Source organism: Gordonia sp. JH63, assembly GCF_009856645.1.
Taxonomy (GTDB): Bacteria; Actinomycetota; Actinomycetes; order Mycobacteriales; family Mycobacteriaceae; genus Gordonia; species Gordonia hongkongensis.
Map to the genome: position 1 here is coordinate 3,802,877 of NZ_CP047235.1, position 19,713 is coordinate 3,822,589.

The 19,713-nt window shown below is 68.3% G+C and carries 17 protein-coding genes; 7 read left to right on the forward strand and 10 right to left on the reverse strand.

Annotated features, from left to right (window positions below):
- The first annotated feature begins 133 nt into the window (after positions 1-133).
- Together GR168_RS17070 and GR168_RS17075 are read left to right on the forward strand one after the other, a co-directional pair.
- Positions 134-1,966, forward strand: coding sequence for an FAD-dependent oxidoreductase (locus GR168_RS17070; RefSeq protein WP_159371298.1), 1,833 nt, complete (start codon positions 134-136; stop codon positions 1,964-1,966).
- Positions 1,967-2,007: 41 nt separating this feature from the next.
- Entirely contained in the window at positions 2,008-2,673 is a 666-nt protein-coding gene (locus GR168_RS17075; RefSeq protein ID WP_068970092.1) for a TetR/AcrR family transcriptional regulator, read from the forward strand.
- On the opposite strand, the gene GR168_RS17080 is transcribed toward GR168_RS17075, so the two are convergent.
- Positions 2,604-3,122, reverse strand: coding sequence for an NUDIX domain-containing protein (locus GR168_RS17080; RefSeq protein ID WP_159371299.1), 519 nt, complete (start codon positions 3,120-3,122; stop codon positions 2,604-2,606). The two genes, GR168_RS17075 and GR168_RS17080, sit on opposite strands and share 70 nt — an antisense overlap.
- Positions 3,123-3,199: 77 nt before the next feature.
- Here GR168_RS17080 and GR168_RS17085 point away from each other — a divergent pair, with 77 nt between their 5' ends.
- Positions 3,200-4,909, forward strand: coding sequence for a nucleobase:cation symporter-2 family protein (locus tag GR168_RS17085; RefSeq protein ID WP_159371300.1), 1,710 nt, complete (start codon positions 3,200-3,202; stop codon positions 4,907-4,909).
- 28 nt (positions 4,910-4,937) lie between these two features.
- Here GR168_RS17085 and GR168_RS17090 read toward each other — a convergent pair whose 3' ends face one another.
- Positions 4,938-5,315, reverse strand: coding sequence for a cupin domain-containing protein (locus tag GR168_RS17090; protein ID WP_159371301.1), 378 nt, complete (start codon positions 5,313-5,315; stop codon positions 4,938-4,940).
- A 156-nt stretch (positions 5,316-5,471) separates the two neighbouring features.
- On the opposite strand from GR168_RS17090, the gene GR168_RS17095 reads away from it, so the two are divergent.
- The 4 genes from GR168_RS17095 to rsgA all read left to right on the forward strand — a co-directional run bounded on the left by GR168_RS17095 (position 5,472) and on the right by rsgA (position 8,526).
- Positions 5,472-5,711 carry a hypothetical protein gene (locus GR168_RS17095; protein WP_159371302.1) on the forward strand — a complete coding sequence of 80 codons (240 nt, stop codon included), beginning with the start codon at positions 5,472-5,474 and terminating at the stop codon, positions 5,709-5,711.
- Positions 5,712-6,095, forward strand: a complete 384-nt coding sequence (locus GR168_RS17100; RefSeq protein ID WP_058251932.1) for a VOC family protein — start codon at positions 5,712-5,714, stop codon at positions 6,093-6,095.
- Between the two features lie 72 nt (positions 6,096-6,167).
- Positions 6,168-7,469 (forward strand): 3-phosphoshikimate 1-carboxyvinyltransferase, encoded by a 1,302-nt coding sequence (gene aroA, locus GR168_RS17105; protein WP_065631853.1) that lies wholly within the window; start codon positions 6,168-6,170, stop codon positions 7,467-7,469.
- Between the two features lie 22 nt (positions 7,470-7,491).
- Positions 7,492-8,526, forward strand: coding sequence for a ribosome small subunit-dependent GTPase A (gene rsgA, locus GR168_RS17110; RefSeq protein ID WP_159371303.1), 1,035 nt, complete (start codon positions 7,492-7,494; stop codon positions 8,524-8,526).
- Positions 8,527-8,538: 12 nt separating this feature from the next.
- Here rsgA and GR168_RS17115 read toward each other — a convergent pair whose 3' ends face one another.
- The 8 genes from GR168_RS17115 to secA all read right to left on the reverse strand — a co-directional run bounded on the left by GR168_RS17115 (position 8,539) and on the right by secA (position 19,566).
- On the reverse strand, positions 8,539-9,738 hold the full coding sequence (locus tag GR168_RS17115) for a fatty acid desaturase (RefSeq protein ID WP_065631851.1): 1,200 nt from the start codon (positions 9,736-9,738) through the stop codon (positions 8,539-8,541).
- Positions 9,739-9,810: 72 nt separating this feature from the next.
- A complete protein-coding gene (locus GR168_RS17120) occupies positions 9,811-11,154 on the reverse strand; it encodes a fatty acid desaturase (RefSeq protein ID WP_159371304.1) in 1,344 nt (447 codons plus the stop codon).
- A 232-nt stretch (positions 11,155-11,386) separates the two neighbouring features.
- Positions 11,387-12,505 (reverse strand): GNAT family N-acetyltransferase, encoded by a 1,119-nt coding sequence (locus GR168_RS17125; protein ID WP_159371305.1) that lies wholly within the window; start codon positions 12,503-12,505, stop codon positions 11,387-11,389.
- A gap of 106 nt (positions 12,506-12,611) precedes the next feature.
- Positions 12,612-13,727, reverse strand: a complete 1,116-nt coding sequence (locus tag GR168_RS17130) for a ferredoxin reductase (RefSeq protein ID WP_159371306.1) — start codon at positions 13,725-13,727, stop codon at positions 12,612-12,614.
- A 74-nt stretch (positions 13,728-13,801) separates the two neighbouring features.
- Positions 13,802-14,368 (reverse strand): hypothetical protein, encoded by a 567-nt coding sequence (locus tag GR168_RS17135; RefSeq protein ID WP_159371307.1) that lies wholly within the window; start codon positions 14,366-14,368, stop codon positions 13,802-13,804.
- Between the two features lie 38 nt (positions 14,369-14,406).
- Positions 14,407-15,897, reverse strand: a complete 1,491-nt coding sequence (locus GR168_RS17140) for a wax ester/triacylglycerol synthase domain-containing protein (RefSeq protein ID WP_159371308.1) — start codon at positions 15,895-15,897, stop codon at positions 14,407-14,409.
- Positions 15,898-15,952: 55 nt separating this feature from the next.
- A complete protein-coding gene (locus tag GR168_RS17145) occupies positions 15,953-16,474 on the reverse strand; it encodes an Rv3235 family protein (protein ID WP_319005263.1) in 522 nt (173 codons plus the stop codon).
- A gap of 263 nt (positions 16,475-16,737) precedes the next feature.
- Positions 16,738-19,566, reverse strand: coding sequence for a preprotein translocase subunit SecA (secA, locus tag GR168_RS17150; protein ID WP_058251941.1), 2,829 nt, complete (start codon positions 19,564-19,566; stop codon positions 16,738-16,740).
- Positions 19,567-19,713: the final 147 nt, after the last annotated feature.

The following is a 19,713-nucleotide window of genomic DNA, read 5'->3' on the forward strand; positions in this document are numbered from 1 at the left end:
TGGGAGCACCCCGTGAGACGATTCGCCAAAACCGTCCGACCCACTTCGACGCTGTGGTAGACATCACAGCAGATAAGTCAACGCTGACTGTTCTCTACCGTCGCGGACAGTCGTCGACAAAGGGGTCATGGGGATGTCGGACGCCACTTTCACTTCGAAAAGCAACTCGCCGAACAGCTTTCCGCGTCGGTCCATGCTGCGCGGATCGGCTGCCGCCGCAGTCCTGGCGGGTACCGCAGTGGCCCTACCGGGCGTCACGGTCCCCTCGGCGCGGGCGGTGCCCCGCTCCGGTGCCGGTCGCGGCCGCGACGTCGCGATCTTCGGCGGCGGGATGGCCGGCTTGTCCGCGGCGCATGAACTCGTCGAGCGCGGCTTCGGGGTCACGGTCTACGAGCCGTCGCGCCTCGGCGGCAAGGCCTACAGCCACGACGTCCCCGGCACCGCACGGGGTGGTCGCCTCGCTCTCCCCGGCGAGCACGGTTTCCGGTTCTTCCCGGGTTGCTACCAGCACGTGCCGGACACCATGGAGCGAATCCCCGTCGGCAACAGCAACGTTCGTGACCGTCACCTCATCGACGTCGAGTCGGCGGTCATCGCCTTCGACGACGCCGGGTATGCCCCGACCACCGCCCCGGCATCGATCATGGGTTTCGTCAAACACGCGAACGAGATCGTGACGCTGGACAACCTGCGCAACGCGTTCATGAGCGGACTCAAGTTCGTCGTCGATGTGCCGCCTCCCGAACTCGCGTTCTTCGTCACCCGCGAGCTGATCATCGCGACCAGTTGCACCGAACGTCGAATCGGCCAGTGGGAGAACCAGTCCTGGATGCAGTTCGTGAAGTCCAAGGGCAAGTCACGGGCGTATCAGCGATATCTCGTGGGCGCCCTCACGCGAGCGCTTGTGGCCGCCAAACCCGACACCGCGTCGGCACGGACGATCGGCCAGATCGGACTGGCACTGGCCACCTCGGCGACCGGATTGATCAGCGGATACGACGCCGGGCTCGTACACGGCGGCGTCGACCGGATCCTCAACCGCCCCACCAATCATGCGTGGATCGACCCGTGGGTGGCCCACCTCCGCGGTCGCGGCGTCCGCTTCGAGATGGGGACCGGCCTGGCGCGACTGAATCTGACGCGCGGCCGGATCAGTGGAGCGCAACTCACCTCCGGCGCCCCGGTCGATGCCGATTGGTATGTCGCCGCGATGCCCATCGATCGCCTCCGTCCGTTGTTGTCGCCCGAGTTGGTCACGGCCGACCCGTCGCTGGCCGGTATCCACGCTCTCAAGGACGACTGGATGGTCGGCATCCAGTACTTCCTGTCCCGGCGCGCCGACATGCCGCCGAGCCACATCGCCGCGCTGGGTACCCCCTGGGCTCTGACCGGCCTGTTCCAGGCCCGCCCCTGGAACGTCGACTTCGCGCGCACCTACGGTGACGGGCGAGTGAAAGATTGTCTGTCCATTGACATCTCGGAGTGGGAGAAGCCAGGCATCCTCTACGGCAAACCCGCCAAACAGTGCACCCGGCAAGAGATCGCGCGGGAAGTGTGGGCCCAGATGAGCCGAGCGATGAACTCGGGGGCCCGGAAGCTCCTGCGTTCGGAGGAGATCGTCACCTGGTCCCTCGACCCCGGGATCACCTGGTCGCCGTCCATCGCCAACGCCACACCGCTCATGGTCAACACCGCCGGCTCGTACAAGAACCGGCCGAACGCCTACACGTCGATTCCGAATCTGTTCATCGGCGGCGACCACGTCCGGAGCAACATCGATCTCGCGACGATGGAGGGCGCCAACGAATCCGGCCGCCGGGTGACCAACGCGATCATCGCCGCGGCCGACAGCCCCGCCCGCGCGGCGACCGTCTTCCCGCTCTGGGAACTGCCGATGCTCGAGCCGCTGAAACAGATCGACCGCGATCGTTACCGCGCGGGCCTCCCGCACATCCTCGACGTGTGAGGCCGCGGGTCATCCGCGCCGTGCCGAACTACGATCCTCGTGTGACCACCTCTCCCGGCGCCCCGCGCGCGCGGCAGCAACGCAGCGGGGTCACGCAGACCCGCATCCTCGATGCCGCGATCCGAGTCCTCGTCGATCGCGGATACGCCGCCGCGAGCACGGTCGCCATCCAGAACGAGGCGGGCGTGAGCCGGGGCCGGTTGTTGCACCACTACCCGTCGCGGGACGTCCTGCTGATGGCGGCCGTCGGACACCTCGCCCGCACCCGCATCGCCGAACTGCCCAGCCACGTCGAATGGCCGGCCGATCCGGTCCAGCGCATCGCGCTGGCCACCGACGTCGGGTGGTCGACGTTCCACCAGCCGTACTTCGTCGCGTCGATGGAGTTGTGGGTCGCGGCGCGGACGAATGCCAATCTGCGGACGGCATTGCTCCCCACCGAACGCGAGATCGGCCAGACCGTCCGGCGCGCGGTCGCCGGGTTCCTCGGTCCCGAGTTGACCGCGTCGCCGCGCTACGCCGCCCTCTACCCGCTGCTCCTGACGAGCATGCGCGGCGCGGCGACCACCTACCTCATCGACCGGCGCGACCCGCTGACCGACCCGCATCTCCCGCTGTGGCGAGACCTGACGCGCACCTACCTCCTCGGTGACGCCGGGTCCGCGGACCCCAGCGCCTCGAGCAGACGGTCGACGAACGGAACCTGAGCGGGGTTGAGCCGGGTCCGCGCGAGATCGACGGAACACCATTCGGCGCGGTCGATCTCGGGGAACGCCTGTATCCGTCCCGACCGCGGTGGCCACATCAGCTCGAACGTGTTGCTGACGACCGACACGACGTCGAGGTCGCCTTCCACGGCGAATCCGATCACCCTCTTGCCGCTCTTCAACCTGACCTCGCCGAGTTCGATCGGCGGGGCGTCGGGCACCGGGCTCCCGATCTCCTCGGCGTACTCGCGTCGCGCGGCGGCCCACTCGTCCTCGCCCGGTTCGACGAGCCCCTTGGGCACCGACCACGACCCCGCGTCCGGTTTACGCGCCCAGATCGGACCCCCGGGGAACACGAGGAGAACTTCGACGGCAGCGGCACCGTCGGCCGACGTCGTCCGGCGATAGAGCAGGATTCCCGCGCTGCGGCGGGAGGCGGTGGCCATCACGGATATATCTTGGCGGAAACGTCGCGGATACACGCTCGCGCCTTCACGGAAACGTGCGAACCGTAGAACTGACGACCATGTCGGTTCTCGATGTCGTCAAGAACGGAAGGTCCGCCGCACATCCGGTGGACGAGATCCCGCCGTTCATCAAGCTGTTCCCGCTCGGCCTCCAGCACGTCCTGGCCATGTACGCCGGGGCCGTCGCGGTACCCCTCATCGTCGGCGGCGCGATGGTCGGCGCCGGCCAACTCGAGCAGGGTGACATCGTCCACCTGATCATGGCGGACCTGTTCGTGGCGGGCATCGCGACGATCTTGCAGGCCGTGGGGTTCTGGCGGTTCGGGGTCCGACTCCCGCTGATGCAGGGCGTCACCTTCGCCGCGGTCGGCCCGATGATCACCATCGGGACCTCGTACGGCATCACCGCCATCTACGGGTCGGTCATCGCGTGCGGGTTGTTCATGATCGCCGTCGCACCGATCGTCGGGAGACTGATCCGCTTCTTCCCGCCGCTGGTCACCGGGACGATCATCCTCATCATCGGGGTGTCCCTGATGCGGGTGGCGGCCGGCTGGTTCGGCGGCGGCACCGCCGCGGGCCCCGACTTCGGCGACCCGAAGAACATCGCCTTCGGATTCCTCACCCTGGCCGTCATCATCGGCATCGAACGATTCGCCCCCGCGGCGATCCGCCGGGTGTCGATCCTGCTCGGCCTGGCGGTCGGCACCCTGATCGCGATCCCGTTCGGCATGACGCACTGGGATCAGGTCGGCGAGTACCCGTGGGTCGGCATCCCGCAGCCGTTCCAGTTCGGCGCACCCACCTTCGAGGTCAGCGCCATCATCGCGATGATCATCGTCGGCGTCGTGATCATGACCGAAACCACCGGCGACATCGTCGCCGTCGGCGAGATCGTCGACAAGAAGATCACCCCGCGCAAGCTGGCCGACGGGATGCGCGCCGACGGCCTGGGCACCGCCCTTGGCGGTGTGTTCAACACGTTCCCCTACACGGCCTTCGCGCAGAACGTCGGCCTCGTCGCGATCACCGGGGTCAAGACCCGCCACGTCGCGACCTGCGCCGGCGTGATCCTGGTGGTCCTCGGCCTGCTGCCCAAGATGGCCGCCATCGTCGAGGGCATACCGCTGCCAGTGCTCGGCGGGGCCGGAGTCGCTCTGTTCGGGATGGTCGCGGCCAGCGGCATCCGGACGCTCGCGAAGGCGAAGCTGAACAACACCAACATCCTGGTCGTCGCGATCTCCGTCGGTGTCGCCATGCTGACCGAAGCCAAGATCTACTACACCGACCGCGAACTCGGCGAAGCGCCGGTCAACGTGGTCCTGGATCTCTACGCCCAGTTCCCCGACTGGTTCCAGACCATCTTCCATTCGGGGATCTCCGCGGGTGCGCTCACCGCGATCGTGTTGAACCTCCTGCTGAACACGCGCAGCGTTTCCGCCGATCCGGTCGACTACCACAACACCGGCGACATCGCAGTGGTCGGTGCACCCGACGGTTCAACCGACCTCTCCGGCGCCGACGGCGTCCGCGCCGCCGCCTTCGACCCGCGCGACGCGTTGGCGGCCGCCGACCCCGACACCCCGGCCGACACGCTCCGCTATCTGGCCGACCACGACTCGTCGCTGCACCCGTTCATCGTCACCAATCCGGCTGCGCCCAAGGACCTGGCCGACCACATCAAGAGCCTCGGCGACCCGAAGGTGTTGCGGCTCTTCGACACCTGGGACGGTTACACCTCGGGCGGGTTCTCGCGGCGCGGTTCGTGACGGGTTCGGTTCGGACCGTGGTCGGTCGTCACCCGGCCTGCTGTTTGGCGTAGTTGCTGGCACCGTAGAAGTCCACGAGGACCACGGGTTCGTCGCCGACCACCCAGGCGTCGTGCCCGGAGGGCAGGGACGTGATCTCTCCGGGACCGGCGTCGAACTCGGTGCCGTCGGCCATCACGACGTGGATGACCCCGGACACGTGGTACTGGAAGTGCGGTGCCTCGCACAGTTCGGTACCGGCGATCGGTTTGACGTCGACCGACCATCGCCAGCCCGGTTCCAGGGTCAGCCGGCCGATGTCCGACGTCCCAACGGTGAGTAGCTCCACCTGCCCGTGCCCGAAGGTGCGTACCTCGTCGGGTTCGGCGAAGTCTCGGTGCTCGGTCCGGTGCTCGATGCTGGTCATGATCCCTCCCGGTGATCGCGTACGAAACGCCCGACCCCGACGACAACGGTAGGCCGCCGACCTTGCGTTTGTACTGCGACGACCGCACGATCGCGCAACGGTCGGGCCGCTCCCGAATCCCGCGCACCGCGCCCGGTTCGGCCTATCGTGGAACCCATGTCCCCCAGTTCTGATCCCGAGCCGATCGACGACGACGGGCGCATCGTCGACCCCGACCTCCCGCACGAGTGGCCGCACGGCTCCGCGTTCGCGTTCGCGTTCGGCGATTCGACGCCCATCGGCGAGACGGAACGGCTGGCCCGCGAACGGGCCGCGTACGAGGCCGCGAGCCACGGGAGCGACCTCAACCGCGGACACGCCCTGGGCGGCTCCGCCGGCACCACCGAGGGGCAGTAGATGGAGGTCCTGGCCAGCCGGGTGCTCCTGCTCTCGGCCGATCCCGAACGCCTGCAGTCGTTCTACCGCGAGCGGCTCGGTCTGCCGGTCCACCGCGAGTATCCGGGTGGTGTCGTGTTCTTCGCCGGCAACGGGCTCATCGAGATCTCGTCGCACATGAAGACCGACGAGCCGGCCCCGTCCAGCGATTCGGTTCTCTGGCTTCAGGTCCGGGATGCCGAGGCCGTCGCCGACGAGTTCCGCGACCGCGGCGTTCCCGTGACCCGCGAGCCGCGCACCGAGCCGTGGGGTCTCATCGAGATGCACGCGACCGATCCCGACGGCCGGACCCTGATCGTCGTCCAGATCCCCGCCGATCACCCGCTGCGCAAGGACACGCGATAGATCGGGATCCCATCGCCGTGGACGGCCCGTCGGCGCCGGGGAACGTGGGCACCCCATGACAGACTGGACGCCATGAGTTCCTGGAACGCGCCGACGATCACCAAGGGCGGCTTGGATGCAACCGCCGGAGGCGGCCTGGATGCAACCGTGGAGTTGCCGGGTTCCAAGTCGATCACCAACCGCGCTCTCGTCCTCGCCGCCCTCGCCGAGGGGCCGTCGACAGTCCGTGGAACCCTCCGGAGCCGCGACACGAACCTGATGCTCGCCGCGCTCGAGGCCCTGGGCGCCGAGATCCGCATCGACCCCGCGAGCGAGACCACGGTCTCGATCGTGCCCGGACCCCTGCGGGGTGCCGCGATCGACTGCGGCCTCGCCGGGACCGTGATGCGGTTCCTGCCGCCGGCCGCGGCCCTGGCCACCGGGCGCGTGGTCTTCGACGGCGATCCCCACGCGCGCGAACGGCCGCAGACCACCATCCTCGACGCGTTGCGCGGGCTGGGTGTCGCCGTCGACGGCGATCGATTGCCGTTCACCATCGACGCCACCGGCACCGTGCCCGGCGGCGAGGTCACCATCGACGCATCCGGGTCATCGCAGTTCGTGTCGGGGCTCCTGTTGTCGGCGGCCCGGTTCGAGGCCGGCGTCGTCGTCCGGCACGTCGGCGCGGCCGTCCCGTCGACCCCGCACATCGACATGACCGTGGAGATGCTGGCGACGGCCGGCGTCGTCGTCGACACCTCCGAACCGAATGTCTGGCGCGTTGCACCCGGACCGATCGCGGCCGTCGACTGGACGGTCGAGCCCGACCTGTCGAACGCCGCCGCGTTCCTCGCCGCGGCAGCCGTCACCGGCGGTACCGTGCGGGTGCCGTACTGGCCCGCCGTGACCACCCAGCCCGGTGCACGGATCGCGGACGTCCTCGCCGCGATGGGTTGCGCCGTCGAGCACCTCGACGGCACGCTGTCGGTGCGCGGCCCCGAGGTGCTCAAGGCCGTCGACCTCGACCTCCGGGACATCGGCGAGCTCACCCCCACCATCGCCGCGCTGTGCGCGCTCGCCGACGGCGAGTCGGTACTGTCCGGGATCGCCCATCTCCGCGGCCACGAGACCGACCGGCTCGCCGCGCTCACCACCGAGATCACCCGCCTTGGTGGGACATGCGCCGAAACCGGCGACGGACTGCGCATCACCGGCACCGCCGGCTCCCCGTTACGCGGGGGTACCTGGGAGTCCTACGCCGACCACCGGATGGCCACCGCCGGAGCCATTGTCGGCCTGGTGACACCCGGTGTGGTGGTCGCCGACATCGAGACGACGAGCAAGACGCTGCCTGACTTCCCGGGGATGTGGCAGCAGATGCTGGGGCGCGCATGAGCTCTCGAGGACAGGCGCGCCGTTGAGTCGCCGCGCGGCGAGCTACGACGAATCCGACGTCCGGGTCCGTCCCGGGAAGGGCACCCGACCGCGCACCAAGACGCGACCGTCCCACGACGACGCCGAGCAGGGCATGGTGGTCTCGGTCGATCGCGGTCGCTGGGGCGTGGTGCTCGACGGCGACCCGGATCGGCGCGTCGTCGCGATGCGCGCCCGCGAACTGGGTCGCACCCCGATCGTCGTCGGCGACGACGTGTCGGTGGTCGGCGACCTGTCCGGCCGGCCCGACACGCTGGCGCGCATCGTCCGGGTGGCCGATCGTCGAACGGTGTTGCGCCGCACCGCCGATGACTCCGATCCCTACGAGCGGATCGTCGTGGCGAATGCCGATGCGCTCCTCATCGTGACCGCCATGGCGGATCCGCCGCCGCGCACCGGATTCGTCGAACGCGCACTGGCCGCGGCCTATGTGGGCGGCCTGTCCCCCATTCTGTGCCTGACGAAATCGGATCTCGCCGATCCCGCCGAATTCACCGCGGCCTTTGCCGATCTCGACCTGCCGGTGGTGTGCGCGGGCCGCGACGACCCGCTCGACGAGATCCTGTCGACGTTGCGCGGTCGGATCACCGCGTTCATCGGCCACTCCGGGGTGGGCAAGTCCACTCTGGTCAATCGTCTCGTCCCGGACGCATATCGGGCGACCGGCGTGGTGTCGGGAGTGGGCAAGGGCCGGCACACGTCCACCCAGTCGGTGGCGTTGGCCCTGCCCGATGACGCCGGCCCGCGTGGCTGGGTCATCGACACCCCCGGCATCCGGTCGTTCGGACTCGCGCACGTCGGACCCGACGACATCGTCGCCGCCTTCGACGATCTGCACGCCGCGATCGAGGAATGTCCCCGCGGCTGTACACATCTGGGCCCACCGGCGGATCCCGAGTGCAAGCTCGACGAGCTGACCGGTCACTCGTATCGTCGCGCGATGGCCGTGCGCCACCTCCTGGTGGCGGTCAGCGGCGGCGAGGGCGACGCGGCCGAGGAGCTACGGACGGCGGAGTGACCGAGTGGCGTGCTACCGCCGGCGACGCCGGGCGCGCAGCTCGCGGATCGCGGTCTTGAGGCCGGCGGCGCGGGGGGTCATCCCGGCGAAACGCCGCTCCGACGCGGTTTCCGGGGCATCATCGGCGGTGTCGCGCAGAAACGAGTCGGGTAGGGCCAGCTTGTTGATCGTGCGCAGCGTCTGAAGATACTGCACCACAATCGATCCCGTGGTGTAGGGCAGATCGTACTTGTCGCACAGCGCGCGCACCCGCACCGCGATCTCCGCGTACCGGTTGCTCGGCAGGTCCGGGTACAGATGGTGTTCGATCTGGTAGCAGAGATTCCCGCTGAAGAAGGCCATCGCGGGTCCGGCGTCGAAGTTCGCCGTCCCCAACATCTGGCGCAGATACCACTGGCCCTGCGTCTCGTTCTCGAGTGACTCTGCGGTGAACTTCTCCGCGCCGTCCGGGAAATGACCACAGAAGATGACGACGTAGGCCCACACGTTGCGGATCAGATTGGCACTGAGGTTCGCGGTCAGCGTGTGCTTGAAATTCGGTCCCGACAGCGCGGGGAACAGGACATAGTCCTTGGCCAACTGCTTGCCGACCTTGCGCGCGAACACCTTCAGCTGCGGGATCGCGACCTCTTTGGGCTTCTTCCCCGAGATCGCGTCCTTGATGTCGAGGTCGTGCAAACCGATGCCCCACTCGAACAGCGCCGCGAGCAGGATGTTGGTGACCGGCTGGAGGAGCTGCTTGGGCTTCCACGGTTCGTCCCGCGTGACCCGCAACGTCTTGTAACCGACGTCGTGGTCCATGTCGAGGACGTTGGTGTACTTGTGATGGATGTAGTTGTGGGAGTGCTTCCAGTGCGGCGCCGCGCACACCATGTCCCACTCCCAGGTGGTCGAGTGGACCTCCGGGTCGTTCATCCAGTCCCACTGCCCGTGCATCACATTGTGCCCGAGCTCCATGTTCTCGATGATCTTCGACAGCGCGAGCGCTCCGGTGCCCAGCAGCCAGAGCGGCCGGGAACGGCTGCCCATGAGAGCCGCGCGGCCCGCGACCTCGAGAGCACGGTGCGCCAAGATGGTGCGCCGCAGATACCGGACGTCGCGCATGCCGCGGTCCGCCTCGATCTCACGGCGGAGCGCGTCGAGCTCGGCACCGAGTGCTTCCACGTCGGCGTCGGTCAGGTGCGCGTACTCGTTGATATCAGTGATTGCCATTGCGCCTCATTATGCCCCTGTCGGGGCCACTGCCTTGGTCTCGATGTGTGCCGGCCGTCTGACCTGCGCCGATCAGGCGGCCTGCTCGTCGGAGCGGGCGGCCGACGCATCGACACCGATTCGGGAACGAAGCGAGCGGAGCGAACCCTGGTCTCGCCGCCGGGAGCGGAGCGATGCAATGGCCGAACGCAACCCACGACGCGTGCCGGTCGTCTCGTCGATCGTCGCCCGCAGACGCGCACCCTCGGGCAGGCCCTGTTTGAAGCGGCGTTCGGAGGCGGTCTCGGGTGCGTCGTCCGCGGTCGCCGACAGGTACTTGTCCGGCAGCGAGAGCTTGGCGATGGTCCGCCACGCCTTCGCGTACTGCACCGGGAACGGACCCGAGGTGTACGGGAGGTCGTACTTGTCGCACAGCGCGCGCACACGTACCGCGATCTCGGCGTACCGGTTGCTGGGGAGATCGGGGAAGATATGGTGCTCGATCTGGTACGACAGGTTCCCGCTCATGAAGGCCAGCGGGAATCCGGCGTCGAAGTTGGCGCTGCCGAGCATCTGGCGCAGGTACCACTCCGCCTGCGTCTCGTTGTCGATGTCCTGCTTGGTGAACTTCTCCGCGCCGTCCGGGAAGTGACCGCAGAAGATGACTGCGTTGCTCCACACGTTGCGGATGACGTTGCCGAGCGCGGTCGCGGTCGCAGCCTTGGCGTACGCGCGGCCGTACCCGACCTTGTGCCCGGTGGCGGCACTGACCAGCGCCGGGTACGCGAGGTAGTCCTTGGCGACCTGCTTGCCGATCTTCGACAGGACCTCGTTGCGATTGCGCCGGAACTCTTCCTGGGCCTCCGGGGTCTTGCGCTTCTTGCCCAGCTCGAGATGCTGCACGGCGACCCCGTATTGGAAGGCGAGCGCGAGAATCGTGTTGTAGACGAGATTTCCGTAGTTGAACGGACGCCACCGCTGATCGCGCGTGACGCGCAGCAGTCCGTAGCCCACATCGTCGTCCATGCCCAGCACGTTCGTGTACTTGTGATGGATGTAGTTGTGGGTGTGCTTCCAGTGCGCCGACGGGTCGGTGTTGTCCCACTCCCAGGTGGTGCTGTGCACCTCCGGGTCGTTCATCCAGTCCCACTGCCCGTGCATCACGTTGTGCCCGAGCTCCATGTTCTCGACGATCTTCGCGACGCCGAGGGCGCACGCACCCGCCCACCAGGCCGACTTCCGAGTCGAACCGAACAGCAGGGCGCGGCCGGTGACCTCCAGCCCGCGCTGGAACCGGATCGTGTTGCGCAGGTACCGCGCATCCCGCTCACCACGGTCGGCTTCGATGTCGGCGCGGATCGCGTCGAGTTCGGCTCCCAATGCGGCCAGGTCGGACTCGGTCAGGTGCGCGTATTCGGGGATGTCAGAGATCGCCATACGTGTGGTTCCCTTCGCCGGTGGTCGGTCGATGGCGCGACTTCGAGGTGCGCGTGTCGACCGCTGCCTACGCCTACGTTTCCGTAACTTACGCAAGCGTAGGTTGGCGACGGCGTCGTGTCCAGTGAGTGTGACGAACCGGGACTCAACCGATCAACGGAACGGGTTCCGTGCCGGCGAGGAAGCTGCACAATCGACGCGAGACACAGGATGGTCGACGGGGCGGGACCAGTCAGTCCTTGCGGTCGGCCTCGTAGTCGTCGCGGAACAGCTCGAATCCCACGAGGTCCTCGAAGACGCCGTCGGACCGGGCGGCGAGTTTCTGTGTGCCGAACTCGCGGAAGCCGGCGATGCGGGCGAGCTTCTTGCTGCCCTCGTTGCTGTCGGCGGCGAAGAGGGTGAGGCGGCGGAACCCCAGCTTGTCGAAGGCGTACCGGACCGCAGCCGGAAATGCTTCGCCCAGAACGCCTTTGCCGCGGGCCTCGGGGTGCGTGTAGAAACCCGCCTCGGCGCCGGTGACCTCGTCGATGTGCAGCAGGGTGATGTCGCCCAGGTAGTCGTCGGTCTCGCGATCCGCCACCGCCCAGGTGCATGTCGTGCCCTGCGCGGCCGTCCACCACTTGCGGAGGCGTTCGGCCGCAGCGTGTTCGAGTTCCAGCGGATCGGGGCGCGCGAACAGGTACTTGCGCGACACCGGGTCGTCGAGCGTCTCCCGGATGCGCGGGTCGTCGGTCTCCGCGAGCGGCCGCAGGCGGAACCGCTCGGTCTCGAAAACGTCTGTCCGCCAATCGGTCTTGGGATGCTGAGGATCGCCTGCGTGCAGCGATCCGACCCAGGCGTCGCGGATGTGACCGCGGACCTCGATGCCGTTGGGAACCGCGGCGTCAAGACGGAAACCGCAGGAGTGGGCCACCCGCAGCGCGTCGATGTTGCCGGCGACGGTCGTCCATCGGACGACCTCTTTGTCCGCTTCGGAGAATGCGTAGTTGACGGCCAGCAGGACGGCGCGCTTCATCACGCCCCACCCGCGGGCGTCGGGGTGCAGGTCGTAGCTGAGTCGGGTGAGCGGTCCCTCGCCCTCGATGTCGACGGTGCCGACGAACCGGCCGTCGAATTCGACGGCCCACAACATCCGGGTGCCCTTCGCCCAGCTGCGCGGCGCGTAGTCGAGGGCGAAGCGCTCGGCTGCCGCACGACTGTACGGTGCCGGGATCGGGGTCCATCGCATCATGGCCGGATCCGCCGCGAGTTCGACCATCCGGTCGAGGTCGTGGGGCTCATGCGGCCGTAGGGTGACGCCTCCGTCACTCAGGACGGGGATCTCGCTGGGGACCGGGGCCTCAGCGGTCACTGGTGCCTTCGCCGGCGTTTCCACAGAACAGATTCCTCTCGCCACGCACGTCGTTCACCCTACCGGCTCACCGATGCGCGCGAGCCACACGAGACGAAGACGCTGCTCAGACGGCGAGGGTGCAGTCCCCCGCCGCGGCGGAAACACAGGTCTGGATGCGCTCGCCCTCGACGTGTTCGACGCCCGAACGCAGGTCGCGAACGCATCCCTTGTCGAGCATCACCACGCAGCTCTGGCAGATCCCCATCCGGCATCCGAACGGCATCATCGCGCCCGCGGTCTCCCCCGCCTCGAGCAACGTGGTCGCACCGTCGACGACCGCCGACTTCCCGGACCGCGAGAACGTGACGGTGCCGCCCTGGGCCCCGACGACGCCGCGTTCGAGGGCGAACCGCTCGATGTGCAACTGCTCGGTCAGGTGCGCCTCCGCGTAGAGGCGCTGCAGGCCGTCGAGGAACCCGGCGGGTCCGCACGCCCAGGTCTGACGTTCGCGCCAGTCGGCGCAGAGGGACGGCAGCACGTCGGGAGTGATCTGCCCGTCGGTTCGCGTGTACTGGACATGCAGGTCGACGACGCCGCTGTCCGCCAGGTCCCGGAGTTCGTCGGCGAAGAGCAGATCGGCCGGCGTGGGCGTCGAGTGCACGAGTGTGATGTCGGTGCGCTGGTCGCGGTGTCGTGCGGTGCGCAGCATCGAGATGATGGGCGTGAGTCCGCTTCCGGCGGTCACGAAGAGAACCTTCGCCGGCAACGGGTCCGGCAGCACGAACTCCCCGCGCGGTGCGGCGAGACGGACGACAGTGCCGGGCTGGAGACCGTTCACCAGATGACTGGACAAGAAGCCCTCGGGCATCGCCTTGACCGTGATCGAGATCGTCTTGTCGTTGGCCGACGAGTCGGGGGTCGAGGTCAGCGAATAGGAACGCCACGCCCAGCGGCCCTCCATCAGGACACCGATGCCGATGTACTGACCCGGGGCGTAGTCGAACGAGAAGCCCCAACCGGGCCGGATGCGGATCGTCGCGGTGTCCTCGGTCTCCTTGGTCACCGAGACGACCTTGCCCCGCAGCTCGCGGGCCGACCACAACGGATTCGCCAGATGCAGATAGTCGTCGGGCAGGAGCGGCGTCGTGATCCGGGTGAGCGCGGCGCGGGCCCACTGCGAGCCGCGGCTGCGGGCCGCGATGCCGGAAACCGGTTCCTCGAACCTCTCGAGCAAACCCATCTCACTTACCGCCTTCGACGTCGGAACGTGTCTGAGCAACCATAACCTACGCAACCGTAGGTTAGTGGTCCGGTTCAGAGGAGCTCGAGGAGCAACGGAAGTTCCTGAGTCGCGTACCACGCCAGATCGAAGTCCTCGACGTCGCCGACCGCGAGTTCGGCATCGAGATCACCCATGTCGGCGGCGTCGATGACCACCACGGCCGCACGCACCTTTGGCTCCGCCTCGGCGACGTCGACATGCACGGACGCGATCGCCGACACCGGGACGGGCCCGGAGATCTTGACCACCGCGTCGTCCAGGTCGGGACGCATTGTCACGTCCGCCACGTCGGCCGCGACGACCACGCGCCGGGGCGGCAGACGCGGGGTGTCCGCGGGGTCGGTGACCGCCTCGTCGGCGACCAGTTCGGACTCGGACTCGCGGTCGCCGGCCTCCGGGGCCTCCCCGGCTAGCAGGCGCAGCGACGCACGCGCGGCCTCGCGCAGCGCGACCTCGGACAGCTCCTCGTCATCCCCGGAGACGAAGGCCTCACGCAGCGCGGGCGTCAGGGCGAAGCCCGTGCCACCCAGAGGACGGAACTCGCCGTCGGCATCGAGCCGCAACAGCATCGCCAATGTCGCCGGCAGGTACACCCTCATTCGTCAACTACTCCCGTTCGGCCAGCGGTAGGGCTGGGTCAGCTCTTCTGGGTCAGCTCTTCGTGGGACTCGAAGACGTAGTCGGCCATCGCGGGCAGATCGGCGATGACCCCGCGGTCGGCGACGAAGGCGAAGTGCAGATGGTCACGGTACTCGACGACGCTGATCGCCAGCGCACGCTGCGACACGAGGGTGGGAATCGAGAAGACCTGGCGCACCGGTGCGCCGAGGACGAAACGGTCCGGCACCGGCGACGTGCTCATCGCCACCGGCACGTTGTACGCACGGCTGTTCAGCGACCGGAACGCCCGAGAGCTGATCTCCGGGAACGGCACCACACCCAGTTCGGGGAAGAACGGACTGGGACCGAGAGTCATCCGGCGCGACGACTGCGCATATCGGTCGGCCAGGCCGGCCACCTGCGCCAGCCGAACGGCCGGATTGCTCTCACCCACCGGCAGATCGGTGACGAAACTCGGTTTACCGACCCCGATCCACCCGGGTTCCGGCTCGGCCGTGCGCTCGACACCAGGGTCGCGTGCCGACAGCGGCACGACCACCCGCACGGTGTCGGCGGGGACCTCGGCCGGATCGAACGAGAGCATCCACTTGCGCATGACGCCGGAGATGATGGCCAGCTCGACGTCGTTGATGGTGCAACCGTGATGCTCGGCGACCTTTGCGCAGCCCCGTCGCGGCAGCGCGACGGTGGTGAAGGACCGGGTGGTGGTGCCCGCGTTGTTCAACGGACTGCGTGGCGCCGAATCGGTCAGTTGCGACACCACGTCCCCCACGCGCCGCACGGTCGTGCCGACGGCGGACCGCATCTCGGACACGATTCCGTTGCCGTGGAGCACCGTGTCCACGAGGTCGCCCGGACGCGCGAGCGCCTCGGCGAGGGCACCGGCGACGAGATGGGTGCCGCCCGGCGGCCTGCCCGGCATCCACAACTCCTCCGGCAGCGGTTCCGCTGTCTCGGTGTCGTCGCAGATGACCTCACTGATCTCCCGGCTGCCCGCATCATCGATGAGGCATCGGTGCGACTTGGTCAGGATCGCGAGTCGGCCGTCGGCGAGACCCTCGATGAGATACATCTCCCAGAGCGGTCGCGTGCGGTCGAGCGGCCGCGACATCACCCGGGCGACGAGTTCGTCGACGTCGACGGCTCCACCGGGCCGCGGCAGACCCGCGCGACGGATGTGGAAGTTGATGTCGAAGTCGGGGTCGTCGACCCAGACCGGGCGCGCGAGCCCGAGCGTCACCTCGCGGACGACCTGGCGATACCGCGGGATGAGTTGAAGGCGGTTCTCGACCAGCGAGACCAGACCCGCGTAGTCGAGCGTCGACTGCCGGGACGCTCGCCTGGCCGCGTCGGACGCTTCGGATCCGGTGTCGCCCGATTCGGCGTTCTCCGAGGTCGCCTGCGCGGCCGCGGGATCGACGATCAGCAACGCCCCGAGGTGGGTCGTGGACCGCGAATCGTCGAGGAAGTAGTACATCGCGTCGCGGGGCGACAGACGGGTGACCACGACGCCGATCGTAGCCGTCGACGCGGATTTCCGTGGTCTGCGCAGGAGCTACCCGTCAGCCGAACTCGAGGGCCACCAGCTGCCACCGGTATTCCACTCGACCCAACGATCGCCGGCCTGGGTCCGCGGCGCCACGGACCCGGATCGGCTTGCGCTCGATGCGGCCCGCGAACGCCCGGGTCCGCCCACCCCCCTCGTACGAGCCGAACACTTCTGCGGCGCTGGGATCGCACACCTGGACGTGCACGCGCCGCAGCACATTCCCGGTCGACATCTGCGCCACCGGCGTCGATACGGTCCCCGGCGTCCCGGTTCCGGTCGACTCCGGAATCCGAAAGGCGTCGTGCCGGACGAGGGCTGCGACCTGGTCGGCGATCGCCGGCGACACGACGTCGCCGAGGTGCGCGACCGAGCGACGCCGATCGACCACCTCGAACAGCAGCCGGGACACCGCAACGGTGAAGCGGCGGGCCTCGGCCGCGGCGACCGCGGTCTTGCGCGCCGAACCGGCACCCGGAGCCGACCCCGGGAACGGCCGGATGGCCGTCGGAGTCGCGAGGCCGTGCGGTGCTGCCACCACCGGACCGGCGGGCTCGTACGGCGGCGCCGGACGAACCCGGACCCGCGGTGTCTGCTGCGACGGCCGCGATCCGTGCGGCCGCGACGTGCTCGTGGGTGCGAGTTCAGGACCCGCCAGGAGTGGACGCATGGGATTTGGACGCACGGGGCGGCGTCCCGGTTCCATCGAATCCGAGAAAAACGTCGACGGTCGGTCCCGGACATCTCCGGGACCGACCGTCGGCGGTCACTGCTGGTGGCGGCACCCGCTTGGGGCGCCGGTCAGCGGCGCTGCTTCTTGGACTTCGGCGGCTTCGGCCGGGACCCCTTGGTGGTGGCGCGGGCCGCGGCGCGGCGCTCGCGACGGCTGGCGGATTCCGCGGCGCCCGAGAGCTCCTCCTCCTCGGAGTGCACGACCGTACCGCCGCCCTCGCCCGGGCCCGAGTACGTGACCGCCGCGTCCGCCGACTGAGTCGGGGCCCGCAGGGCGGCCGGGGCCTGAGCACCGGAGTCGGCGGCCGGAGCGGGAGCGGGCACCGGTGCCGGGGCACCCGCGCCCACGGCCGCGCGCAGGTCGGCAGCACTCGGGAGCGGTTGCTCGGCCGCCGGCTGCTGTGTCTGCACCTGCGCGTTGAACAGGATGCTCAGCGTCTCTTCCTTCAAGCCCTCGAGCATGCCGTGGAACATGTCGAAGCCCTCGCGCTGGTACTCGACGACCGGGTCACGCTGGGCCATCGAACGCAGGTGGATGCCCTCGCGCAGGTAGTCCATCTCGTACAGGTGGTCGCGCCACTTGCGGTCGAGCACGCTCAGCAACACGCTCCGTTCGAGCTGTCGCATCGCGCCCTCGCCGGCGATCGCGTCGATCTGCTTCTCACGGGTGTCGTACGCGGCGCGCGCGTCGGCGACGAGCTTCTCGCGCAGCTCGTCGGCCGAGATGTCATCGCGCTCACCGTATTCGGACTCACCGACGACATCCTTCGGATCGAGCTCGATCGGGTACAGCGCACGCAGTGCGGTCCACAGCTCGTCGAGATCCCAGTCCTCGGCGTAACCCTCGGCGGTCGCACCGTCGACGTAGGCCCCGACGACGTCGTCGACCATCTGCTTGACCTGCTCGTGGTGATCCTCGCCCTCGAGGATGGTGCGGCGCTCGGCGTAGATGACCTTGCGCTGCTCGTTCATCACCTCGTCGTACTTGAGCACGTTCTTGCGCATCTCGAAGTTCTGCTGCTCGACCTGCGTCTGCGCGCTGCGGATCGCCTTGGTCACCATCTTCGCCTCGATGGGGACGTCGTCGGGCAGCCGGTTCATGATCGCCTCGAGCGCACCGCCGTTGAATCGACGCATGAGCTCGTCGGCGACCGACAGGTAGAACCGCGACTCACCCGGGTCGCCCTGGCGGCCGGAACGGCCGCGCAGCTGGTTGTCGATACGGCGTGACTCGTGGCGTTCGGTGCCCAGCACGTACAGACCGCCGGCCGCGCGGACCTCCTCGGCCTCCTTCGCGGCGTCGGTGCGGGCGACCTCGATGGCCTCGTCCCACGCGGCCTCGTACTCGTCGGGGGTCTGCACCGGGTCGAGACCGGCCTTGCGAAGCCGGGTGTCGGCGATGATGTCGGGGTTGCCGCCGAGCACGACGTCGGTACCGCGACCGGCCATGTTGGTGGCCACGGTGACCGCGCCGAGCCGACCCGCCTCGGCGATGATCTGCGCTTCCTGCTCGTGGAACTTCGCGTTCAGGACGCTGTGCGGGATCTCGCGCTTCTTGAGCTGGCGGGAGAGGTATTCCGAACGCTCGACGCTGGTCGTACCGATCAGGACAGGCTGACCCGTCGCATGGCGCTCGGTGACGTCGTCGACGACCGCGGCGAACTTCGCCTCCTCGGTCTTGTAGATCAGGTCACCCTGGTCCTTGCGGATCATCGGCTTATTGGTCGGGATCGGCAGCACCCCGAGCTTGTAGATCTGGTCGAACTCGGCGGCCTCGGTCTCGGCGGTACCGGTCATCCCGGACAGCTTCTCGTAGAGGCGGAAGTAGTTCTGCAGCGTGATCGTGGCGAGCGTTTGGTTCTCGGCCTTGATCTCGACGCCCTCTTTCGCCTCGATGGCCTGGTGCAGGCCCTCGTTGAAGCGACGCCCGTCGAGCACGCGGCCGGTGAACTCGTCGACGATCATGACGTTGCCGTTGCGGACGATGTAGTCCTTGTCGCGCTGGAACAGCTCCTTGACCTTGATCGCGTTGTTCAGGTAGCTGACCAGGGGCGAGTTGGCGGCCTCGTAGAGGTTGTCGATGCCGAGGCGGTCCTCGACGAACTCGACGCCGGCCTCGTGGACACCGACGGTCTTCTTCTTGATGTCGACCTCGTAGTGCACGTCGCGCTCGAGCAGCGGGGCGATCCGCGCGAACTCGGTGTACCACTTGCTCGACCCCTCGGCGGGGCCGGAGATGATCAACGGGGTACGGGCCTCGTCGACGAGGATCGAGTCGACCTCGTCGACGATCGCGTACGAGTGGCCGCGCTGGACGAGGTCCTCGAGCGAGTGCGCCATGTTGTCGCGCAGGTAGTCGAAGCCGAATTCGTTGTTCGTGCCGTAGGTGATGTCGGCGGCGTAGGCCTCGCGCCGCGCGGCCGAGCTCATGCCGGTGAGGATGACGGCGGTGTCGAGACCGAGGAACCGGTGCACGCGGCCCATCCACTCGGAGTCGCGCTTGGCCAGGTAGTCGTTGACGGTGACCACGTGCACGCCGTCGCCGGAGAGCGCGTTGAGGTAGGCCGGGAGCACACAGGTGAGCGTCTTGCCCTCACCGGTCTTCATCTCGGCGATGTTCCCGTAGTGCAGCGCCGCCCCGCCCATGATCTGCACGTGGAAGTGCTTCTGGTCGAGCACTCGCCACGCCGCCTCGCGGGCGACCGCGAAGGCCTCGGGCAGCAGCTCGTCGAGCGACGCCCCGTCGGCGATGCGCTCTTTGAACTCGTCTGTCTTGGCACGCAACTCGGCGTCGGTCAACGCCTCGACGTCATCGGACAGCGTCTCGACGTGCGATGCGATCGCATCGAGTCGCTTGACCATGCGGCCTTCGCCGACACGCAACAGCTTGTTCAGCACCGTGGATCGAGTCCCTCACCTGTAGAAAACACACGGAATCCGGCCCGCGCGAACGCACAGACCGGATCCCATGGTACCGAGGTGAGCTGAGCAGACCCTGATCGGATCGTCGGACATCGACCGGATGACCGCCTGCGGGGCCCGCTC